Annotated in this window: 18 protein-coding genes; 5 read left to right on the top strand and 13 right to left on the bottom strand. The window is 66.5% G+C overall.

The window, feature by feature from the left end:
- Positions 1-58: 58 nt before the first annotated feature.
- Positions 59-3388 (bottom strand): carbamoyl-phosphate synthase large subunit, encoded by a 3330-nt coding sequence (carB, locus tag Q7J44_RS16755; protein WP_304881816.1) that lies wholly within the window; start codon positions 3386-3388, stop codon positions 59-61.
- Between the two features lie 361 nt (positions 3389-3749).
- On the opposite strand from carB, the gene Q7J44_RS16750 reads away from it, so the two are divergent.
- The 3 genes from Q7J44_RS16750 to Q7J44_RS16740 all read left to right on the top strand — a co-directional run bounded on the left by Q7J44_RS16750 (position 3750) and on the right by Q7J44_RS16740 (position 6433).
- Positions 3750-4889, top strand: a complete 1140-nt coding sequence (locus tag Q7J44_RS16750) for an aminodeoxychorismate synthase component I (protein WP_304881814.1) — start codon at positions 3750-3752, stop codon at positions 4887-4889.
- Positions 4847-5473, top strand: a complete 627-nt coding sequence (locus Q7J44_RS16745) for an aminotransferase class IV family protein (protein WP_370693025.1) — start codon at positions 4847-4849, stop codon at positions 5471-5473. The genes Q7J44_RS16750 and Q7J44_RS16745 overlap by 43 nt, the downstream gene beginning before the upstream one ends.
- 108 nt (positions 5474-5581) lie before the next feature.
- Complete coding sequence (locus tag Q7J44_RS16740; protein ID WP_304881812.1) at positions 5582-6433, top strand: DMT family transporter; 852 nt, start codon at positions 5582-5584, stop codon at positions 6431-6433.
- On the opposite strand, the gene Q7J44_RS16735 is transcribed toward Q7J44_RS16740, so the two are convergent.
- Genes Q7J44_RS16735 through mce form a run of 3 tightly spaced genes read right to left on the bottom strand, consistent with a single transcriptional unit; the run spans position 6409 to position 7573 of the window.
- A complete protein-coding gene (locus Q7J44_RS16735; protein WP_304881810.1) occupies positions 6409-6891 on the bottom strand; it encodes an N-acetyltransferase in 483 nt (160 codons plus the stop codon). The genes Q7J44_RS16740 and Q7J44_RS16735 overlap by 25 nt on opposite strands.
- On the bottom strand, positions 6888-7172 hold the full coding sequence (locus Q7J44_RS16730; RefSeq protein WP_304881808.1) for a DUF1467 family protein: 285 nt from the start codon (positions 7170-7172) through the stop codon (positions 6888-6890). The genes Q7J44_RS16735 and Q7J44_RS16730 overlap by 4 nt, the downstream gene beginning before the upstream one ends.
- On the bottom strand, positions 7169-7573 hold the full coding sequence (mce, locus tag Q7J44_RS16725) for a methylmalonyl-CoA epimerase (RefSeq protein WP_304881806.1): 405 nt from the start codon (positions 7571-7573) through the stop codon (positions 7169-7171). The genes Q7J44_RS16730 and mce overlap by 4 nt, the downstream gene beginning before the upstream one ends.
- Positions 7574-7789: 216 nt before the next feature.
- On the opposite strand from mce, the gene Q7J44_RS16720 reads away from it, so the two are divergent.
- Complete coding sequence (locus Q7J44_RS16720) at positions 7790-8551, top strand: response regulator (protein WP_304881804.1); 762 nt, start codon at positions 7790-7792, stop codon at positions 8549-8551.
- 5 nt (positions 8552-8556) lie between these two features.
- On the opposite strand, the gene Q7J44_RS16715 is transcribed toward Q7J44_RS16720, so the two are convergent.
- The 6 genes from Q7J44_RS16715 to Q7J44_RS16690 form a co-directional block, all read right to left on the bottom strand.
- The gene (locus Q7J44_RS16715; RefSeq protein WP_304881803.1) at positions 8557-9285 is read right to left on the bottom strand and encodes a GNAT family N-acetyltransferase; all 729 of its coding nucleotides are present in this window, start codon (positions 9283-9285) and stop codon (positions 8557-8559) included.
- A gap of 75 nt (positions 9286-9360) precedes the next feature.
- Positions 9361-10560, bottom strand: coding sequence for a DUF1501 domain-containing protein (locus tag Q7J44_RS16710; protein WP_304881801.1), 1200 nt, complete (start codon positions 10558-10560; stop codon positions 9361-9363).
- Positions 10561-10563: 3 nt separating this feature from the next.
- Positions 10564-11925, bottom strand: coding sequence for a DUF1800 family protein (locus tag Q7J44_RS16705; protein WP_304881799.1), 1362 nt, complete (start codon positions 11923-11925; stop codon positions 10564-10566).
- 134 nt (positions 11926-12059) lie between these two features.
- Complete coding sequence (locus Q7J44_RS16700) at positions 12060-12530, bottom strand: DUF1993 family protein (protein WP_304881797.1); 471 nt, start codon at positions 12528-12530, stop codon at positions 12060-12062.
- Positions 12530-14311 (bottom strand): aspartate--tRNA ligase, encoded by a 1782-nt coding sequence (aspS, locus tag Q7J44_RS16695; protein WP_304881795.1) that lies wholly within the window; start codon positions 14309-14311, stop codon positions 12530-12532. Before aspS ends, Q7J44_RS16700 begins: the two co-directional genes overlap by 1 nt.
- A gap of 66 nt (positions 14312-14377) precedes the next feature.
- Positions 14378-15121, bottom strand: a complete 744-nt coding sequence (locus Q7J44_RS16690) for a triacylglycerol lipase (RefSeq protein ID WP_304881794.1) — start codon at positions 15119-15121, stop codon at positions 14378-14380.
- Between the two features lie 77 nt (positions 15122-15198).
- Between Q7J44_RS16690 and Q7J44_RS16685 the strand changes: the two genes are divergently transcribed.
- Entirely contained in the window at positions 15199-15648 is a 450-nt protein-coding gene (locus Q7J44_RS16685) for an NUDIX domain-containing protein (RefSeq protein ID WP_304881792.1), read from the top strand.
- A gap of 92 nt (positions 15649-15740) precedes the next feature.
- Here the strand turns inward: Q7J44_RS16685 and dtd are convergent, their stop codons facing one another.
- From dtd to Q7J44_RS16670, 3 genes are all read right to left on the bottom strand, one after another.
- A complete protein-coding gene (dtd, locus tag Q7J44_RS16680; RefSeq protein WP_304881790.1) occupies positions 15741-16175 on the bottom strand; it encodes a D-aminoacyl-tRNA deacylase in 435 nt (144 codons plus the stop codon).
- A complete protein-coding gene (locus tag Q7J44_RS16675; protein WP_304881788.1) occupies positions 16172-17095 on the bottom strand; it encodes a carbohydrate kinase in 924 nt (307 codons plus the stop codon). The genes dtd and Q7J44_RS16675 overlap by 4 nt, the downstream gene beginning before the upstream one ends.
- Before the next feature lie 77 nt (positions 17096-17172).
- Entirely contained in the window at positions 17173-18237 is a 1065-nt protein-coding gene (locus tag Q7J44_RS16670) for a sensor histidine kinase (protein ID WP_304881786.1), read from the bottom strand.
- Positions 18238-18287 lie beyond the last annotated feature (50 nt).

Genomic DNA, 18287 nt, shown 5'->3' with positions numbered 1-18287 from the left:
ACCCCGCCATTGCGTCGGTAAGGCGGGGTGAACCCCGCCCTACGGGACGCGGCAGGGTTTACCCCTGCAACGTCCGCACCCCATACCCCTCACCCCGGGCCTTCATCGCTGCCACGGCGGCGATGCTGGCTGCTGCGGTCGTGAAATACGGGATCTTGTCCATCAATGCCACGCGGCGGATGTCGCGGCTGTCGTTGATGGCTTGGGTGCCTTCGGTGGTGTTCAGGACCAGAGCTATGTCGTTGTTTTTCAGGCGGTCCACGATGTTGGGGCGGCCCTCATAGACTTTGGCGACGGGGGTGGTTGCGACGCCCACCGAGGCCAGCCAGCTGGCGGTGCCTTTGGTGGCGACGATCTCGAACCCCATGGCCACCAGATCGCGGGCGGCGCTGGCAAGCGGTTCGGTCTTGTCCATGTCCTTGACCGACAGGAAGACGCGGCCCGCTTCGGGCAGGATGGTGCCTGCGCCCATCTGGGCCTTGAGGAAGGCCAGTGCGAAGGTGCGGTCCCAGCCCATCACCTCACCCGTGCTGCGCATTTCAGGCCCGAGAACGGGGTCGACGCCGGGGAAGCGGGCGAAGGGCAGCACCGCCTCTTTCACCGAGAACCACGGGGTGATCGGGTCGGCGAGGGTGAAGGGGTTGGCGAGTGGCAGGTCGGTGTCGGGGCCGACGCCAGCCTCATACGGGGCGCGGAGGGGGAAGTTCGACATCGGCTCGCCGGCCATCAGGCGGGCGGCGATGGCGGCGATGGCGGAATCGGTGGCCTTGGCGACGAAGGGCACGGTGCGCGAGGCGCGCGGGTTGACTTCGAGCACGTAGATGGTGCCGTCCTTGATCGCGAACTGCACGTTCATCAGCCCGACCACGTTGAGGGCGCGGGCCATGGCGACGGTCTGGGTTTTCAGCTCTGCGATGGTCTCAGTCGAGAGGGAGTGGGGGGGCAGGCAGCAGGCGGAGTCGCCGGAATGCACGCCGGCCTCTTCGATATGTTCCATGATGCCGGCGACATGGACGTTGTGACCATCGGAGAGGGCGTCGACATCAACCTCGATCGCGCCGGACAGGTAGCTGTCGAGCAGCACCGGGTTGTTGCCGGAGACCTGAACGGCTTCACGGATATACCGTTCCAGCTGGGCGTCGTCGCGGATGATTTCCATCGCGCGGCCACCCAGCACGAAGGACGGGCGGATGACGAGGGGGTAGCCGACCTGTTTGGCGACGGCGAAGGCCTCATCCCGCGACCGGGCGGTGCCGTTGACGGGTTGTTTCAGGTTCAGGGTGTTGAGCAGTTGCTGGAACCGCTCGCGGTCTTCGGCAAGGTCGATGGCGTCGGGGGTGGTGCCGAGGATCGGGATGCCTTCGTTTGCAAGGGCCTGGGCCAGTTTCAGCGGGGTCTGGCCGCCGAACTGCACGATGACGCCGTGCAGGGTGCCGTTGTCCTGTTCCACCCGCAGGATTTCCAGCACGTGTTCCAGGGTGAGCGGCTCAAAATACAGCCGGTCCGAGGTGTCGTAATCGGTGGAGACGGTTTCAGGGTTGCAGTTGACCATGATCGTCTCGTAGCCCGCGTCGGTGAGGGCGTAGCAGGCGTGGCAGCAGCAATAGTCGAACTCGATGCCTTGCCCGATGCGGTTGGGGCCGCCGCCGAGGATGACGACCTTTTTGGCGTTCGAGGGGCGGGCTTCGCATTCCACATCGCCCATGACCGGGGTTTCGTAGGTGGAATACATGTAGGGGGTTTGCGCTTCGAACTCCGCCGCGCAGGTATCGATGCGTTTGAAGACGGCGGTGACGCCGAGGTTGCGCCGCGCGCGGCGGACCTGTGCTTCGTCCCGGCCTGTGAGGGTGGCGAGGCGGGCATCGGTGAAGCCCATCATCTTGAGCTTGCGCAAGGAGGGGGCGTCGAGCGGCAGGCCGTCGTGGCGGATGCGGGCCTCGGCGTCGATGATCTCGCGGATGCGGGCGAGGAACCACGGATCGAACGAGGTGATGGCGTTGATCTGGTCGTCGGTGAAGCCTTCGCGCATGGCCTGGGCGATGACACGCAGCCGGTCGGGGGTTTGCAGCGACAGCGCCTTGGAGACGGCGGCGCGGTCGGGGCCGCCGGGGATGGCGATTTCGTCAAAGCCGGTGAGGCCGGTTTCCAACGAGGCGAGGGCCTTTTGCATCGATTCGTGGATGGTGCGGCCAATGGCCATCACCTCACCCACCGATTTCATGGCGGTGGTGAGGTTGGGCTCGCTGCCGGGGAATTTCTCGAAGGCAAAGCGGGGGATCTTGGTGACGACATAGTCGATGGAGGGTTCAAAGCTGGCGGGGGTGACTTTGGTGATGTCATTGTCGAGCTCGTCCAGCGTGTAGCCGACCGCGAGTTTGGCGGCGATTTTGGCGATGGGGAAGCCTGTCGCTTTGGACGCGAGAGCGGAGGAGCGCGAGACGCGTGGGTTCATTTCGATGACGACCATGCGGCCATCGGCGGGGTTGATCGCCCATTGCACGTTCGATCCGCCGGTTTCGACCCCGATCTCGCGCAGCACGGCGATACTGCCGTTGCGCATGATCTGGTATTCCTTATCCGTCAGGGTCAGCGCCGGGGCCACAGTGATGGAGTCACCAGTGTGCACGCCCATCGGGTCGATGTTTTCGATGGCGCAGACGATGATGGCGTTGTCGGCGGTGTCGCGCACCACCTCCATCTCGAACTCTTTCCAGCCGAGCAGGGATTCGTCGACGAGGATCTGCGCCATGGGCGAGGCTTCCAGCCCGCTGCGGCAGATTGCCTCGTAATCATCGCGGTTGTAGGCGACGCCGCCGCCGGTGCCGCCGAGGGTAAAGGCGGGGCGGATGATGGCGGGCAGGCCCACGTAATCGAGCGTGGCGATGGCCTCCGTGATCGCGGCGTTGATGTCGTATTTGCCATTGGGCAGTTTGGGGGCGGCGATGATGGTGGCTTTGGGGTTTTCCAGCCCGATCCGGTCCATCGCTTCGCGGAACAGCTTGCGATCTTCTGCCATTTCGATGGCTTCGCGCTTGGCACCGATCAGTTCAACGTTGAACTTTTCCAATATGCCGAGGTCAGCCAGCGCCAGTGCGGTGTTCAGCCCGGTCTGGCCGCCCATGGTGGGCAGCAAAGCATCGGGGCGTTCTTTTTCGATGATCTTGGCCACCACTTCGGGGGTGATCGGCTCGATATAGGTCGCATCCGCCAGACCGGGATCTGTCATGATCGTGGCGGGGTTCGAGTTGACCAGAATGACGCGGTAGCCTTCTTCGCGCAAAGCCTTGCAGGCCTGGGCACCCGAGTAGTCGAATTCGCAGGCCTGTCCGATGACGATGGGGCCTGCACCGATGATCATGATGGATTTGATGTCGGTTCTTTTCGGCATGGTCTTGGCCCCTGTCCATGGCTGAACCCGCGCCACGGTGGCCGGGCTCGCGGATTCGTGCGGTCTGCGCAAATTGACGGGGGTTTAGGGGGTTGCGCGGCGGGGCGCAACCCTTTGCGATGGGGGTCAGGGCGGCGGCGTGATCGGGGAGTATGGGGTAGGGCGGGGTTCACCCCGCCAATGCCGGGGGCAGGCGGGGTGAACCCCGCCCTACCGGGGCTGCCTATGCGGCGATGGCCGGGTTATCGGGGGACAGGAGGGGCCGGAATGGGTCGCTTGCCGCCTGTTCCGGCCGGGGGGTGCGTGCTAGATGCGTCAGGCGGGCAAGGGGCGGATTTCGGGCGATGCTGGGGGACTTTCGATGATTGTCATTGAACATGGGCCGGGCGGGCGGGCAGCGGTGTTTGCGCAGCCCACGGCGCTGTTCGTGGCGCAGGAGGCGGGGGAGGTTGCGCCTTGCCTTGCTGCCGCCGAGGCGGCGCGGGCGCGGGGTGCGTGGATTGCGGGCACCATCGCCTATGAGGCGGGTTATGCTTTGGAGCCAAGGTTGGCGGGGCTGATGCCTGCGGGGCGGCGCGGACCGTTGGTCTGTCTGGCGGCGTTTGACGGGCCGCAGGATGCAGGTCCGGTGCTGGCCGAGGCGGCAGAGGCGGCGCGCGGGGTGCGGCTGGAGCCGTTGGAGCCTTGTGTGACCCGGGAGGCTTATGGTGCGGCGTTCGTGCGGGTGCAGGGGTATATTGCGGCTGGGGATTGTTATCAGATCAACCTGACGTTTCCGATCGCCTCGCGCCTGTCGGGCGGCACGGCTTTGGGGCTTTATGGTGCGCTGCGGGTGGGGCAGCCGGTGGGTTATGGGGCGTTTGTCGATCTGGGGGTGGGGCCGGTGGTGGTGTCGCGCAGCCCGGAGTTGTTTTTCCGGGTCACGGGCGGGGTGATTGAAAGCCGCCCGATGAAGGGCACGGCCCCGCGCAGTGATGATCCGGTGGAGGATGCCGGATTGGCGGCGGCGTTGCAGGCCAGCGAGAAGGACCGGGCCGAGAACCTGATGATTGTGGACCTGCTGCGCAACGACATTGCGCGGATGGCGGAGGTCGGCTCGGTCAAGGTGCCGGAGCTGTATGCGGTGGAGAGTTTCGCGACCGTGCATCAGATGAGCAGCCGGGTGCAGGGGCGGTTGTTGCCCGGCGCGGGGTTGCCGGGGCTGATGGCGGCGCTGTTTCCCTGCGGGTCGGTGACGGGGGCGCCGAAGATCCGGGCGATGGAGATCATTGCCGGGGTCGAGGCCGAGCCGCGCGGGGTGTATTGCGGCGCGGTGGGCTGGGCCGGGCCGGACGGGGATCAGTGCTGGTCGGTGGCGATCCGCACCGCGCGGGTCTGGCCGGATGGCGAGGTGCGGCTGAATGTGGGCGGGGGCGTGGTCTACGATTCCACCGCTGACGGGGAATGGGAGGAGGCGCTGTGGAAAGCACGCTACGCGACGGGGCTGGTGCACCGGGGCTGAGGCTGATTGAGACGATGCTGTGGGACGGGGCGCGGCTGCCACGCTGGCCGCTGCATCTGGCCCGGCTGACGGCGGGGGCGGCGGCGCTGGGCTGGGCGGTGCCTGTGCTGGAGGTGCCAAGCCTGATTATGACCGCGCCGGCGGGGGCGGCGGCGCGGCTGCGGCTGACGCTGGATGCGCATGGGGCGGTTGAGGTTGAGGTGGGGGCGGTGCCCCCTGCGCGCGGGCTGTGGCGGCTGGGGCTGGCGGGCGAGCGCCTGGCCTCGGGCGATCCGTGGTTGCGGGTGAAATCGACGCGGCGCGGGGTGTATGACCGGGCGCGGGCGGCGTTGCCTGCGGGGGTGGATGAGGTGGTGTTCCTGAACCAGCGGGGGGAGGTCTGTGACGGGACGATCACCACGCTGTTCTTTGATCGCGGGGCCGGGTTGCGGACGCCCCCGCTGGCTTGCGGGCTGTTGCCGGGGGTGTTGCGGGCAGAGATGGCTTGTGTGGAAGAGGTGCTGATGGGGCATGATCTGCCACGGGTGCGGCTGTGGGTCGGCAATGCGCTGCGCGGGATGGCAGAGGCGGTGTGGGTTGGATAGGGCGGATGCAGGCCGCGGGAGTATCTGGGCAAGCAGCAATGGGCAGGCGTGGTGCATGGGGGACAGGATGGGAGCCTCCGGCGGGAGTATTTCAGAAAGGTGCAAGCCATGAGTGCTGCGCGGGTGTTTGGCTGGACGGCACTGGCGATGCTGGCGTTTGCGGCCAATTCGGTGCTGAACCGGATGGCGGTGGGCGGCGGCGGGATGGACCCGCTGGCCTTTGCGGCGGTGCGGGTGGTGGCGGGGGCTGTGGTGCTGGCGGCTCTGGTGGGGGTTCGCGGCGGTGTGGTCTGGCAGGGCGCGCGCGGGCGTGGGGCCGGGGTGTTCGGGCTGGTGGTGTATCTGGTGGGGTTCTCAATGGCCTATCTGGCGCTGGGGGCCGGGGTCGGGGCGCTGATATTGTTCGGGTCTGTGCAGGTGACAATGTTTGGCGGTGCGCTGCTGTCGGGGGAGGCGGTGCCGGGGCGGCGCTGGCTGGGGGCCGGGCTGGCCTTTGCCGGGCTGGTCTGGCTGGTGGCACCGGGCGGGGCCGAGGTGCCGCTGGCGGGGGCGCTGGCGATGGGGTGTGCGGGCTTTGGCTGGGGGGTGTATTCACTGGCCGGGCGGGGGGCCACGGATGCGCTGGCGGCGACGGCGTGGAATTTCGTTCTGGCGGTGCCGGTGATGCTGGGGATTGCGTTGGTCTGGGGCGGGATGCGGATGGAGGCGCAGGGCATCTGGCTGGCGGTGCTGTCGGGGGCGGTGACATCAGGGCTGGGCTATGCGCTGTGGTATGCGGTGCTGCCCGCCTTGGGGGCGGCGCGGGCGGCGGTGGCGCAGCTGACGGTGCCGGTGCTGGCAGCGCTGGGCGGGGCCGCGGTGATGGGCGAGGGCGTGGGCTGGCGGTTCTGGGCGGCCACGGCGGTGATTTTGGGCGGCGTGGCGATTGCCAGCGTTCAGAGCGGTTTGACCAGACGGTGAATGCTGTGGCCGGTGTCGGCGTCAAGCCGTGACACGCCGGTGGGCGCAAAGCCCATGCGGGCCCAGAACGCGGCCCCGCGCGGGTTGGCTTCCAGCACGGCGAGGCAGAGCCGGGGGGCATGTGCGGCGCGCGCGCGGGTTTCGATGGCGGTGAGGAATGTTGCCCCGTGACCCTGTGACCGCACGGCGGGGTCAAGGATCATCAGGCCAAGATAGGCGTCTTCGGGTTCGGGGAAGCCGAACGACAGTTCGGCCACGCCTGCCAGCTGGTCATCAAGAAACAGCCCCAGCCGGTGCGAGGCAGCGGGGTCGCAGCCGGGCGGGGTGCTGGTGAAAACCTCTTCCACCTCGGCCGCGCCGGGAGCGTGGCCTTTCCACAGCTGGTAGTAATCCTGCGCGCGGGTGAGCAGACCTGCCACCGCCGCGCGGTCGCGCCTCGCATCCAGCGCGCGGATCATGGGGCGCTGGAGATCGGGGGCATCCGGCCCATCCAGTCGAAATCGCGCACCGTGATGGTGCCCGAGGTGATGATGCCCGCCAGCAGACCCCAGACGATGATGGCGAACAGCGTGGTGACCTTGGCCTTGCGGCCCACCATTTCGTCACGCGGCGCGCCACGTGGCGTGCCGGGCACCACCGAGCCTGCGTCGCCTTGCGTGGTCAGACGCAGCGGCAGCACGATGAAGAACACCATGAACCAGACCACGGCGAACAGGACGACGACGGAGGTGATGGTCATACTTGCTCCAGCTCGATCAGGCAGCCGTTGAAATCCTTGGGATGCAGGAACAGCACCGGCTTGCCATGGGCACCGATCTTTGGCTCGCCCGAGCCCAGCACCCGCGCGCCCGAGGCTTTCAGCGTGTCGCGCGCGGCGAGGATGTCTTCCACCTCGTAACAGATATGGTGGATGCCGCCTGCGGGGTTCTTGTCGAGAAAGCCTTTGATCGGGGAGTTTTCGCCCAGCGGATACAGCAATTCGATCTTGGTGTTCGGCAGGTCGATGAAAACCACGGTGACGCCGTGATCGGGTTCATCCTGCGGGGGGCGCACCGATGCGCCGAGCGTGCCCGCATATTGCGCGGTGGCGACGGCAAGGTCTGGCACGGCGATGGCAACGTGGTTCAGGCGGCCGATCATGGGCGTCTCCGTTGGTTCAGGCTGGTTATGGGCGGGGCGGCGTGGTGAGGCAAGAGGCCGATCGGTCGCAGGGCGAGTTTTGGCGCGATCCTGACGCAACGGCGTGAGCCTTGGCACCTGCGCAGGGTGCGGCCCCTGAAACGCGGCATGGTTTTAACCGGCTGTTATCCGGAATCGGCGTCTGATCAAGGGGCCACTTCCAGAATGGGGATCGCCATGCCTGTGCCAGACCGCGCCGTCCACGCCACCGCGCCCAGCTTTTTGCCGCAGGGGGGGGCGGCCCCGGCGCAGGGCGGCTTGCCGCTGTCGGGTGTGACCATTCTGCTGGTGGAAGACAGCCGGTCGGCATCGGATATGCTGCGGATGATGTGCCAGCGCTCGGGGGCGCGGCTGCGGCGGGCCGACTGTCTGGAACAGGCGCGGTCGCATCTGCGCACCTATTGCCCCGATGTGGTGATTGTCGATCTTGGCCTGCCCGATGGCTGTGGCGACCAGCTGATCCGCGAACTGGCCACTGCGGGGCGTGACATGCTGGTGCTGGGCCTGTCCGGCGACCCGGATGGCAGGCGGCTGGCGCTGGCCGCAGGGGCACAGGGGTTTCTGGCCAAGCCGGTTGCCGGTCTGGGGGTGTTTCAGGCCGCGATCTTGCAGCATCTTCCGGGCCTGCGCGCGCGGACCGGGCGGCGGTATTTCTGGGGCCAGTTTGTCCCGCCCTTGCCCGAATGGCACGACCCGGCGGTGGCGCGGTGTGACCCGCTGGCGCTGCGCGATGATCTGACCCATGCCGCAGACTTGCTGGCCAAGGGGCCCGATGCGGCGGCGCGGGCCTATCTGGCGCGGTTTGTGGCCGGCATTGCGCGCAGTGCCGGTGACGCCGCCCTGGCCGAGGCTGCGCAGGACGCGGCCCTGCGCGCCGAGGCGCTGCCGCGCCTGCAGCGTCTGGTGCAGCACCGTCTGGGCGAGGCGGCGCGGTTCTGATTCTGCTACAGCCCCGGGTCAGAGGCGGCGCGCACCAGCCGCGACAGGTCGGACAGCCGTTCGCGCTGCTGGCCTGTCGCGCCAAAATTGGCCGGGGCCAGCCAGGCGGCAAAGGCTTCGCGCAGGGCGGGCCATTCGCTGTCGATCACCGAAAACCACGCGGTATCACGGTTGCGGCCTTTGCTGACGGTGTGGTTGCGGAAGATGCCTTCATAACTGAAGCCAAGCCGTTGTGCGGCCCGGCGCGACGGCAGGTTCAGGGCGTTGCATTTCCATTCATAGCGCCGGTAACCGGCGCGGAAGGCCCAGTCCATCATCAGAAACATGCTTTCCGTCGCGGCAGGGGTGCGTTGCAGCGCGGGGGACAGGCAGATGTGGCCGACCTCTATGCTGCCCGCCTCTGGCGTGATGCGCAGGTACGAGGCGACCCCCACGGCGTGGCCGGTGGCCGTGTCGCGCAGGGCAAAAAACACCGGGTCTTCGCGGCCCTGATGGTCCTTGACCCAGCGGTGATAGGCCGAGGCCGAGGAAAACGGGCCATAGGGCATGTAATCCCACAGCGCATCATGGCCGGAAAAGGCGGTGAACAGATCGGCGGCGTGGTCATCGGCCTCCAGCGGTTCGAGACGGATATGCGTGCCTTCCAGGGTCAGGCCGGCGGGCGGGCGCGGCGGCGGGGTCCAGCCGGTGAGCAACTGCCCCTGTGGTGCGCCCTGTGGTTGCTGGTTTTGCATGCCGTTGCCCCTGTGATCCTGCTGCGGTTATGTCCTGCGCAAGGTGCAGTGCGCAATGGCGATTTTGCGGCAGGGTCAGGCCAGAAGGCCGGGATCATCGCCCATGGTCAGCCCGGGAAAGATGCTCGATTCCAGCAGGCTGCGGTCGAACCCATACATGCCGCGCATCGCCCAGGCGGCCCAGGCCCGCACATCGGATGTGGGCATCAGGTCGCGGCGTTCATAAAGCGCGGCCTCGTCCAGCCCGGGCCACTGGCCCATCACCCGCCCGCCGTTCAGCGCGCCGCCTGCCATCAGCATCGCCCCCCCGGTGCCGTGGTCGGTGCCCTTGGAGCCGTTTTCGGCCACGGTGCGGCCGAATTCGGTCATCGCCAGCAGCAGGGTCTTGTCCCAGATCTGCGGCCCGAGCCGGTCCTGCAACCGCAGCACAACCCGCTCCAGCCGCCGCAGCGGCGGGGTAATGGCGCCCTGCTGGTTGCGGTGGGTGTCCCAGCCGTTGAGCGAAAACGCGGCAATGCGGGTGTCTTGCCGCAGCCGGTCGGCGGCGAAATCGGTCAGCCGGTCGGTATCGGCCAGCGGGCCACCCCTGGGGCTGGCCGCGCCGTCCATCTGGGACAGGTCGATGCTTTCGGTCAGCGATACCGCCTCGGTCGCGGCTTCGCGGAACAGGGCGTCGTCGTGGTAGATATGGTCCAGGAGCAGGCGGCTTTGCGCAGACAGGTCCAGCCGCAGATCGGGTTGCCAGTTGCTGACCGGGGCCGGCCCCTGCAACAGCGGGGCAGCTTCGGTGCCGATGGCAAAGGCGGTCTGGGCGCGCAGGCCGGGCACCGCCTGCAGCATGCGGTTCAGCCAGCCATCGCGCACGGACCCGTCGGGCACGTCAAGGCCGGTCCCGGCCTCCAGAATATCCTGCCCGTCGAAATGGCTGCGCTGGTCGCGGTAGGGGGTCGATGTGGCCTGCACAAAGCCAAGCTGTCCGGCCTGCCACAACGGCACCAACCCCTGCAACGTGGGGTTCAGGCTGAAATAGCCTGTCAGCTCCGGCCCTTCGGTGGCCGAAAGCGTCGGGCGATAGCGGGCAAACAGCGGGTCACCCGAGGGGCGCACCAGATCGAGCCCGTCCATCGCGCCGCGCAGGATCACCACCACAAGCCGGTGGTCGCCCAAGGGCGCGCTGCCATCCGATGCGGCCAGTGTCACCGTTGTCATCATCGGATGGGCGGCGACCGAACAGGCGGTGCCGGTCAGGGCTTTGAGAAACAGGCGGCGGTCCATCACTTACCTCCGGTTGAATTCGGGGCTGGCCAGAACCAGACCGACGGCTTCGCGGATGTTTTCCGACTTTGGCACTGCCCAGGCCAGACGCTCGCCCAGATTGGCCCCCAGAGCGCGGGTCATCAGGGCGGCGGGGTCTGGCAGCGGGTTCACCAGCCGCGACGGCATTTCCATCGCCCAGGTGATGCGCGCGGCCATCGCCTCGGGGGTGATCCAGACCTCTGCCGCCTCGGCCCAGCCATCGGGGCCGGGCGGGCGTTGCCAGGGCTGGCCCATCGCGGCCATCGGTTGCAGGATCATCTGCTGGAACGGGTCATCCGCCATGCGCATCACATCGGCCCCGTCCAGCCCCAGTGCGCGCAGAGCGGCGACAATGAAATCATAGGGTTGGCGGGCCTTGTCCTGCAGCCTCGACCACGAGGCGGGCTGGGTCAGCAGCGATTCCGTCACCGCCAGCAGATCGCCGCCGGAACTGCGCCACGCATCGGTGACGGCCTGCACCAGATCGGCATTCGGCTGGTCCGACACGAAATGCACCGCCAGCTTGCGGGCCAGATGGGCGGCGGTGGCCGGGTGTTCGGCCAGATCTTCCAGCGCCTTGAGGACAGTGGCCAGCGTGTCGCCGTGATAGGTGCTGCCCAGCACGGTTTCCGGCCCCGGCTCGGCCCGGCGCGGGTCATAGGTGGGGCCCTTTTTGCCGACGGTCAGGCCGGTCAGCAATTCGGCCATCTGGGTCACATCATCCTGCGCATAGCCAGAGCCGACGGTGTGCAGTTCCAAGAGCTCGCGCGCGAGATTCTCGTTCAGCCCCTTGGTGCGGCGCTGGCCGATGCGGGAATTCGGGCCAAAGCTGGCCGACTGATCCAGATAGCCCAGCATCGCCGGGTGCTGGACCACGGCTTTGAGCATGTCGGCGAAGCGGTCGGTGACATGGGGGCGGATCGCCTCTTCCACCATGGTGGCGGGCAGGGGGCTGTCGCGGCGCGCGCGGGGAGAGGTGGTGAAATGGTCGGCCCAGAACTGCACAAGGCGTTCACGAAAGCCATCCGGCGCATCGAGGGCGCGGGCGATGGTGGTTTTGGCGGCCTGCAGGGCAATCCCTTCCAGCCGGGCGATGGCCTGACGGTAATCTTGCCGGGCGGTCTTTGCCGCCTCGCCTGCCGCACGGCGCGAGGTGCGTAAGCTGGTGTCGGCGCGCAGCAGCGTTTCCGTCAGGTCCGCCAGTTGCGGGCCGGGGTAAGTGGTGGCCATGACATCAGGACCGCGCAGCGCGGCCAGCATCGACGCGGGTTCGGTCGGCGCAGTGGCGGGCAGCGGCAGGCCATAGCCAAAGCGGAAGGCTGCGATGGTGCTGTCCTGGGTCATCGGGCGTGGATCATGGGGCTGTGGTCACGGGGCTTGGGGGTCATCTGGCTTGGGGTCATCGGGCCGTCCTGAAGGTCTGGTGAGCATAGGCAGTAACGCGCGCCTTTGCACCGTCCGTCGGCACGCAGGTCCGCTCAGTCGAACCGGAAATCATCCGGATAGCTGTGGAAGCCGTCAAAATCGCCCTTGCCCAAGGTGATGCCAGAGGCGCGCAGGGAGGCGTAACCCATTGTCATATGAAAGAAAAAGTTGGGCAGGCCGTAGAGGAACACAAAATCATGCGCGGTTTGTTCCAGATCGGTAAATCCTGCGCGATGTTGGATGATGCGGCCCTCGGCACCGTCAAATTCGGCGGCTTTCATCGCGCCAAGGGTGGCGCGCGCCACCGCCATGCGCGGCGCGAGGGCGGTGGGCAGGTCCGGCACCGCGCGGCCCGCGATGGGGCAGGCGATGCGCAGGGTAAAGCCTGCGGCGGTGGCGAAGTGCTGGGACGCGGTAAAGCTGTCGCCGATCTGCGCGGTCATCGCCGCCCGCCCCGCCTTGTCCACGATCCCCGCCATCTGGGCGAGGTAGTGGCGAAAGACGGGGACGGTGGCGTTGTACATCAGGCGTCTTTCGGCAGCACGCGCAAGCGAAGCTCGCGCAGCTGGTCGTTGGTGGGGTCTGATGGGGCATTCATCAGCAGGTCTTCGGCGCGCTGGTTCATCGGGAACATGATGACCTCGCGGATGTTGGTGGTATCGGCCAGCAGCATCACGATGCGGTCGATGCCCGCGGCACAACCGCCGTGGGGCGGTGCGCCGTATTTGAACGCCTTGACCATACCGCCGAAGCGCTTTTCCACTTCGGAGTTCGGGTAGCCCGCCAGTTCAAATGCCTTGAACATGATCTCGGGCTTGTGGTTGCGGATGCCGCCGGACAGCAGTTCATAGCCGTTGCAGGCCAGGTCATACTGGTAGGCGTAGACGTCCAGCGGGTCGCCCATCAGCGCGTCCATCCCGCCTTGCGGCATCGAGAACGGGTTGTGGCTGAAGTCGATTTTGCCCTCGTCGGTCTTCTCATACATCGGGAAATCGACGATCCATGCGAAGCGGAAGGTGTCTTTCTCGGTCAGGCCGAGTTCTTCGCCGATCACATTGCGGGCGCGTCCTGCGACGGATTCGAAGGCATCAGGCTTGCCGCCGAGGAAGAAGGCGGCGTCGCCGAGGCCGAGGCCGAGTTGCTGGCGGATCGCTTCGGTGCGCTCGGGGCCGATATTTTTGGCGAGGGGGCCTGCGGCTTCCATGCCGGATTTGTCTTCGGCTTCACGCCAGAAGATATACCCCATCCCCGGCAACCCCTGCTGTTGGGCGAAGGCGTTCATCCGGTCGCAGAATTTGCGGCTGCCGCCTTTGGGGGCGGGGATGGCGCGGATTTGCGTGCCATCCTGTTCCAGCAGTTTGGCAAAGACGGCGAAGCCGGAGCCTGCGAAATGGTCGGACACCACCTGCATCTTGATCGGGTTGCGCAGGTCGGGCTTGTCGGAGCCGTACCACAGGAGGCTGTCGCGATAGGCGATGCGGGGCCAGTCGGCATCGACAGGCTTTTCCGGGGCGAATTCCTGGAACAACCCTTGGATCACCGGCTGGACCACGGCGAAGACGTCTTCCTGTTCGACAAAGCTCATCTCGATATCAAGCTGGTAGAAATCGGTGGGCGAGCGGTCGGCGCGGGGGTCTTCATCGCGGAAGCAGGGCGCGATCTGGAAATAGCGGTCAAACCCGGCGACCATGATCAGCTGTTTGAACTGCTGCGGGGCCTGCGGAAGGGCGTAGAACTTGCCCGGATGCAGGCGCGACGGCACGAGGAAGTCGCGCGCGCCTTCGGGGCTGGAAGCGGTGATGATCGGGGTCTGAAATTCGTTGAACCCCATGTCCCACATGCGGTTGCGCAAAGACCGCACCACGTTAGACCGCAGCATCATGTTGCGGTGCATGCCATCGCGGCGCAGGTCGAGGAAACGGTAGGTGAGGCGGGTTTCCTCGGGGTATTCGGTTTCGCCGAACACCGGCATCGGCAGTTCCGCCGCCTCGCCCAGCACGGTGATGCCAGTGGCGTAAACCTCGACCTCACCCGTTGGCAGTTTGGGATTGATCAGCGACGCGTCGCGGGCCTTGACCCGGCCTTCGACCTGAATGACCCATTCGGCGCGGACCTTTTCGATGTCGGCAAAGGCCGGGGAGTCGCTGTCGGCGATGATCTGGGTGATGCCGTAATGGTCGCGCAGGTCGATGAACAAGACGCCGCCATGATCGCGCACCCGGTGCACCCAGCCCGACAGGCGGATGGTTTCGCCGACATGGGCGGTGTTCAGGGCGGCGCAGGTATGGCTGCGATAGGCGTGCATCGGTAATCCCCTTTCAAGGGTTTTGGTCTTTGCGCCGATACACCCTTACACGCGGGCGAAGTCAAGCTAGTCCTGCAACAGCAGGTCTTCCACCGCCTGCGCATAGGACAGGCCCGGATCGAACGCGCCGGTGCGCAGGAACAGGATGGTTTCGCGTAAGGCAAGCGGGTTCATCATCAGGAAAGTGTGGGTCGCGGGCAGGGTCAGGTGGGCGGTCATGCCATCGACCCGGGTCGAGGCGACGCTGACCTTGCCGTCATCGGGGCCGGGGATCAGGCTGGAATAGACCGGGTTCACCGATTGGTTGCCCGCGATGATGCCCAGCGGATAGTCCGGCTTTGGCAGGGTCAGCGGGATCGAGTCTGCCCCGGTGCCAAGCTGCGCGCCGGCCGGGCCGTTGAGCCAGCCGAAGGGCGCGATGCCGGCGAAGGCATCCACCAGTTCCGACCCCTGATTGGGCGGTGCCAGCATCACCACGCGGCCAAGGGCGTCGGGCCGGTGATCGGCAAGGTATTGCCGCACCAGAATGCCGCCCATCGAATGGGTGACGAAATGCACCTGTTCGCCTTGGGTCAGCGCGCAGGCGGTGATGCCATCGCCGACAAAGCCCGCCAGATCGCGAATCGGGGCCGAGGTCGAGGGGTAGGACTGGTTGACGGTGCGAAATCCCGCCCCGTTCAGCGCCTGTGCCATCAGCATAAGGGACGCATCAGAGCGCGCCAGCCCGTGCAGAAGCACGACGCAATCCGCCTGCGCAGGGGCGGCCATGGGCGCAGCAATCAGGAGGGAGAGGCCAAGGGCACGGATCATGCGCTGAACATGGCGGTCTGGCAGCGCGATGCCAAGGGGGAGTGGACAAACAGCGCGCAACGTCACAGGCTGCGGCCATGTCACACCGCACGCCCCGCCTTGCCACCCGCGCGCTGATCCTTGCCGATGACCGGCTGCTTTTGGTGAACGCCTATCGCGGCGGGATCTCGGATCTGTGGTGCGCGCCGGGGGGCGGGGCTGTGGTGGGGCAATCGCTGCATGACAATCTGAAGCGTGAGATCTGGGAAGAGACCGGGCTGACGGTCGCGGTTGGTGCGCCCTGTCTTGTAAACGAATTTCACGATCCCAGGCGCGGGTTTCATCAGGTGGATCTGTATTTCCGCTGTGAAATCGTGGGCGGGCAGATCGATGACCTGTGGCGCGACCCCGAGGGGGTGGTGACAGAGCGGCGGTTTTTCAGCCGCGATGCGTTGCGCGGGATCAGGTTCAAGCCTGACAGCCTGCCCGAGGCGGCCTGGGGGATGGGGGAAAGCCTGTATGATCCGCTGGAGCTGATCGTGCGCTAAGGTCTGGAGCGGCGGGAGGGCCAGACCCCCGGGGCTCTGCCCCGGACCCCGGAGTATTTTTCAAAGGTGCAACCGGCAAGCGCTCAGGTTTCTCAGAGGTCCAGCCAGATGGTGACGGGGCCGTCATTGGTCAGATCGACCGCCATATCGGCGCCAAAGATGCCGGTGGCGGTGGGGATGCCGAGGTCTTTCAGCTGGGCCGTAAAATGCTCATAAAGGCGTTTGCCATCCTCGGGGGCGGCGGCGGTGGAAAAGCCGGGGCGGTTGCCGCGCAGATCGGCGGCGAGGGTGAACTGCGACACGATCAGGGCTGATCCGGCGATGTCGAGGATCGAGCGGTTCATCTTGCCCTGATCATCCTTGAAGATCCGCAGTTTGGCGATCCTGGTGGCCATGGCATCGGCATGCGCCGGGGTGTCGCCCGCCATGGCGCAGATCAGGATCAGCAGGCCGGGACCAATCTCACCCGTGATGGTGCCGTCGACGGTCACGGACGCGCGCGTGACGCGCTGAACGACGGCCCTCACAGCTCATGCGCCCAGGGCGGGTTGGCACCGGGGCGGCTGACGGTGATGGCGGCGGCGCGGGTGCCGAGCGACAGGGCGGCGTCGAGTGTGGCATCGGGCAGGCTGGTCAGCGCGGCCTTGGTCAGCACGCCTGCGGTGTGCAGGGCGGCCAGAGCGCCTGCGTTGAAGGTGTCGCCCGCGCCCACGGTATCGGCCACGGTGACCGGGGTAGCGGCAATGAAACGGTTTTGCGTGGCGGTCAGGGCGCGGGCACCGGCGGCGCCTTCGGTGATGAACACCAGCTTCGGCCCGGTGGTGATGATCTGCCGCGCGAGGCTGGCGATATCGCCCGCACCCATCAGCCAGTGCAGGTCTTCATCCGACAGTTTGACGATATCGGCGCGGGCGATCATGCGTTCGATGCGGGCGCGATAGCTGCCCTCTTGCCCCGCGATGAAGCCGGGGCGGATGTTGGGGTCGATCATGGTGACGCGGGTGGCGGAGTCACGCATCTGCAACGCTTCATAGGTGCTGGCGGCGGGGTCGTTCACCAGAGAGATGCCGCCGAAGAACAGGGTGCTGACCGTGCCGGGCAAAGTGGGCAGCTGATCGGGGGAGAGCATGCGCCCGGCGGTGGCTTCGTCATAAAACGCGTAAGTTGCCTGACCGTTCACCAGCTTGACAAAGGCCACGGTGGTGGGCCGGTCAGAGCGGGCGAGGAATTGCGTGTCGACCTGTGAGGCGGTCAGCGTATCGGCCAGGATCTCGCCCAGCATATCGGTCGAGACGCCGGAGAAAAACGCCGATGGCGCGCCCAGACGGCCAAGGGCGATGGCGGTGTTGAACACCGCCCCGCCGGCATAGGGGGCAAAGCAGGCCTCGCCACTGGTGGCGGTGCGGGGCAGCATGTCGATCAGGGCTTCGCCACAGCTGAGAATCATCGGGGCCTCCGGCGGGTGTCGTTTGGGGGTGCTGCGCGGGATCATATCCGCTTTGGCGCTGTTAGCGCAAACACTGGTTACGCCTGCGGCGAGAAGGTCAGGGTTGCGGTCATTTTGCCCGCTGCAAACTGCCAGTCCAGCGCGCCCGCCAGCGTGGTGGCGTAGGTTTCGCAGATCAGCGTGCCAAGGCCCTGTTCTGCCTCCCCGCCGGGAGGGCGGGGGGCGCTTGCGGCATTGACCACACGCAACGCGGCACCGTTGGCGGTTCGCTGCAGATCGACGGTCACCGGGTCAGACCCGCTGCCGTGCCGCACAGCGTTGGCGACAAGTTCATTGACGATGATGCACAGGGCCGAGGCGCGTTCTGACAGCATCGGCAGATCATTTTCGCTGGTAGCGCTGAACCGGACCGGACGGCCGAAGGACAGGGAAAACTCGGCGCAGAGGCGCTGCAGCAGCGGCACGACGGGGATCGACCGGAAATCGCTGCTCGATTGCAGCTGTTCATGCACCCGCGCGATCGAGGCGACGCGGCGGGCCGCCTCATCCAGCGCCTCGCGCACGGTGTCCGGGGACCGCCGGGCCTGCAGCCGCAGGATCGAGGCGACCTGCGACAGGCTGTTTTTGACCCGGTGATCGACTTCGCGCATCAGGAAGTCGCGCTGGGTCAGGATTTCGGACTTTTCGGCCAGTTCGCGTTCCAGCGCCGCGGCGTATTCCCGCTGTTCACGCTCGCGCAGCACGCGTTCGGTGATATCGCGCGATGCGGCCAGCATCTTGTGGATCCGGCCATCGGCGGTGCGGATCGGCAGCACCGAGACATGCCACCATTTCAGCGTGCCCTTTGCGGTGGGGCATTCCGCCTCAAACATCACCCGCTCGCCGCTGCGGGCACGGTGGAGCGCATCTTCCAGCGTGGGGCGCATGGGTTCGGGCCACATCTCTGGCCAGCGGATACCGGCAACAGTGTGGAAGGCGTCAATCTCCAGCGCACACATGCCGTTTTCGTTCATGAACGACAAAGCGCCGTCAGCTTCGATCAGCTTGACGCAATCCTGTGAGGCGTTGAGGATGGAGAGCAGAAAATCCGCCTCAAATCCGCCCATCAGTGACAGCGCAAAACGATCGCCGGAATCCCGCATGACTAGCCCTTCGATCATCGTGATGCAAATTTCACAGGTGTTTAATTCTC

Origin of the sequence: Pseudotabrizicola sp. (assembly GCF_030656345.1) — a bacterium.
Classification (GTDB): Bacteria; Pseudomonadota; Alphaproteobacteria; order Rhodobacterales; family Rhodobacteraceae; genus Pseudotabrizicola.
Note: the sequence above shows the minus strand (reverse complement) of the source record. Positions and strands in the feature narration are given on the sequence as shown.

What these genes read in the sequence shown, in the direction of transcription:
- carB (WP_304881816.1), bottom strand. Translation starts at nt 3,388, where the DNA reads ATGCCGAAAAGAACCGACATCAAATCCATCATGATCATCGGTGCAGGC.
- Q7J44_RS16730 (WP_304881808.1), bottom strand. Translation starts at nt 7,172, where the DNA reads ATGACCATCACCTCCGTCGTCGTCCTGTTCGCCGTGGTCTGGTTCATG.
- Q7J44_RS16715 (WP_304881803.1), bottom strand. Translation starts at nt 9,285, where the DNA reads ATGCAAAACCAGCAACCACAGGGCGCACCACAGGGGCAGTTGCTCACC.
- mce (WP_304881806.1), bottom strand. Translation starts at nt 7,573, where the DNA reads ATGATCGGCCGCCTGAACCACGTTGCCATCGCCGTGCCAGACCTTGCC.
- Q7J44_RS16750 (WP_304881814.1), top strand. Translation starts at nt 3,750, where the DNA reads ATGATTGTCATTGAACATGGGCCGGGCGGGCGGGCAGCGGTGTTTGCG.
- Q7J44_RS16710 (WP_304881801.1), bottom strand. Translation starts at nt 10,560, where the DNA reads ATGGACCGCCGCCTGTTTCTCAAAGCCCTGACCGGCACCGCCTGTTCG.
- Q7J44_RS16705 (WP_304881799.1), bottom strand. Translation starts at nt 11,925, where the DNA reads ATGACCCAGGACAGCACCATCGCAGCCTTCCGCTTTGGCTATGGCCTG.
- Q7J44_RS16740 (WP_304881812.1), top strand. Translation starts at nt 5,582, where the DNA reads ATGAGTGCTGCGCGGGTGTTTGGCTGGACGGCACTGGCGATGCTGGCG.
- aspS (WP_304881795.1), bottom strand. Translation starts at nt 14,311, where the DNA reads ATGCACGCCTATCGCAGCCATACCTGCGCCGCCCTGAACACCGCCCAT.
- Q7J44_RS16675 (WP_304881788.1), bottom strand. Translation starts at nt 17,095, where the DNA reads ATGATTCTCAGCTGTGGCGAAGCCCTGATCGACATGCTGCCCCGCACC.
- Q7J44_RS16690 (WP_304881794.1), bottom strand. Translation starts at nt 15,121, where the DNA reads ATGATCCGTGCCCTTGGCCTCTCCCTCCTGATTGCTGCGCCCATGGCC.
- Q7J44_RS16735 (WP_304881810.1), bottom strand. Translation starts at nt 6,891, where the DNA reads ATGATCCGCGCGCTGGATGCGAGGCGCGACCGCGCGGCGGTGGCAGGT.
- Q7J44_RS16685 (WP_304881792.1), top strand. Translation starts at nt 15,199, where the DNA reads ATGTCACACCGCACGCCCCGCCTTGCCACCCGCGCGCTGATCCTTGCC.
- Q7J44_RS16720 (WP_304881804.1), top strand. Translation starts at nt 7,790, where the DNA reads ATGCCTGTGCCAGACCGCGCCGTCCACGCCACCGCGCCCAGCTTTTTG.
- Q7J44_RS16670 (WP_304881786.1), bottom strand. Translation starts at nt 18,237, where the DNA reads ATGCGGGATTCCGGCGATCGTTTTGCGCTGTCACTGATGGGCGGATTT.
- Q7J44_RS16700 (WP_304881797.1), bottom strand. Translation starts at nt 12,530, where the DNA reads ATGTACAACGCCACCGTCCCCGTCTTTCGCCACTACCTCGCCCAGATG.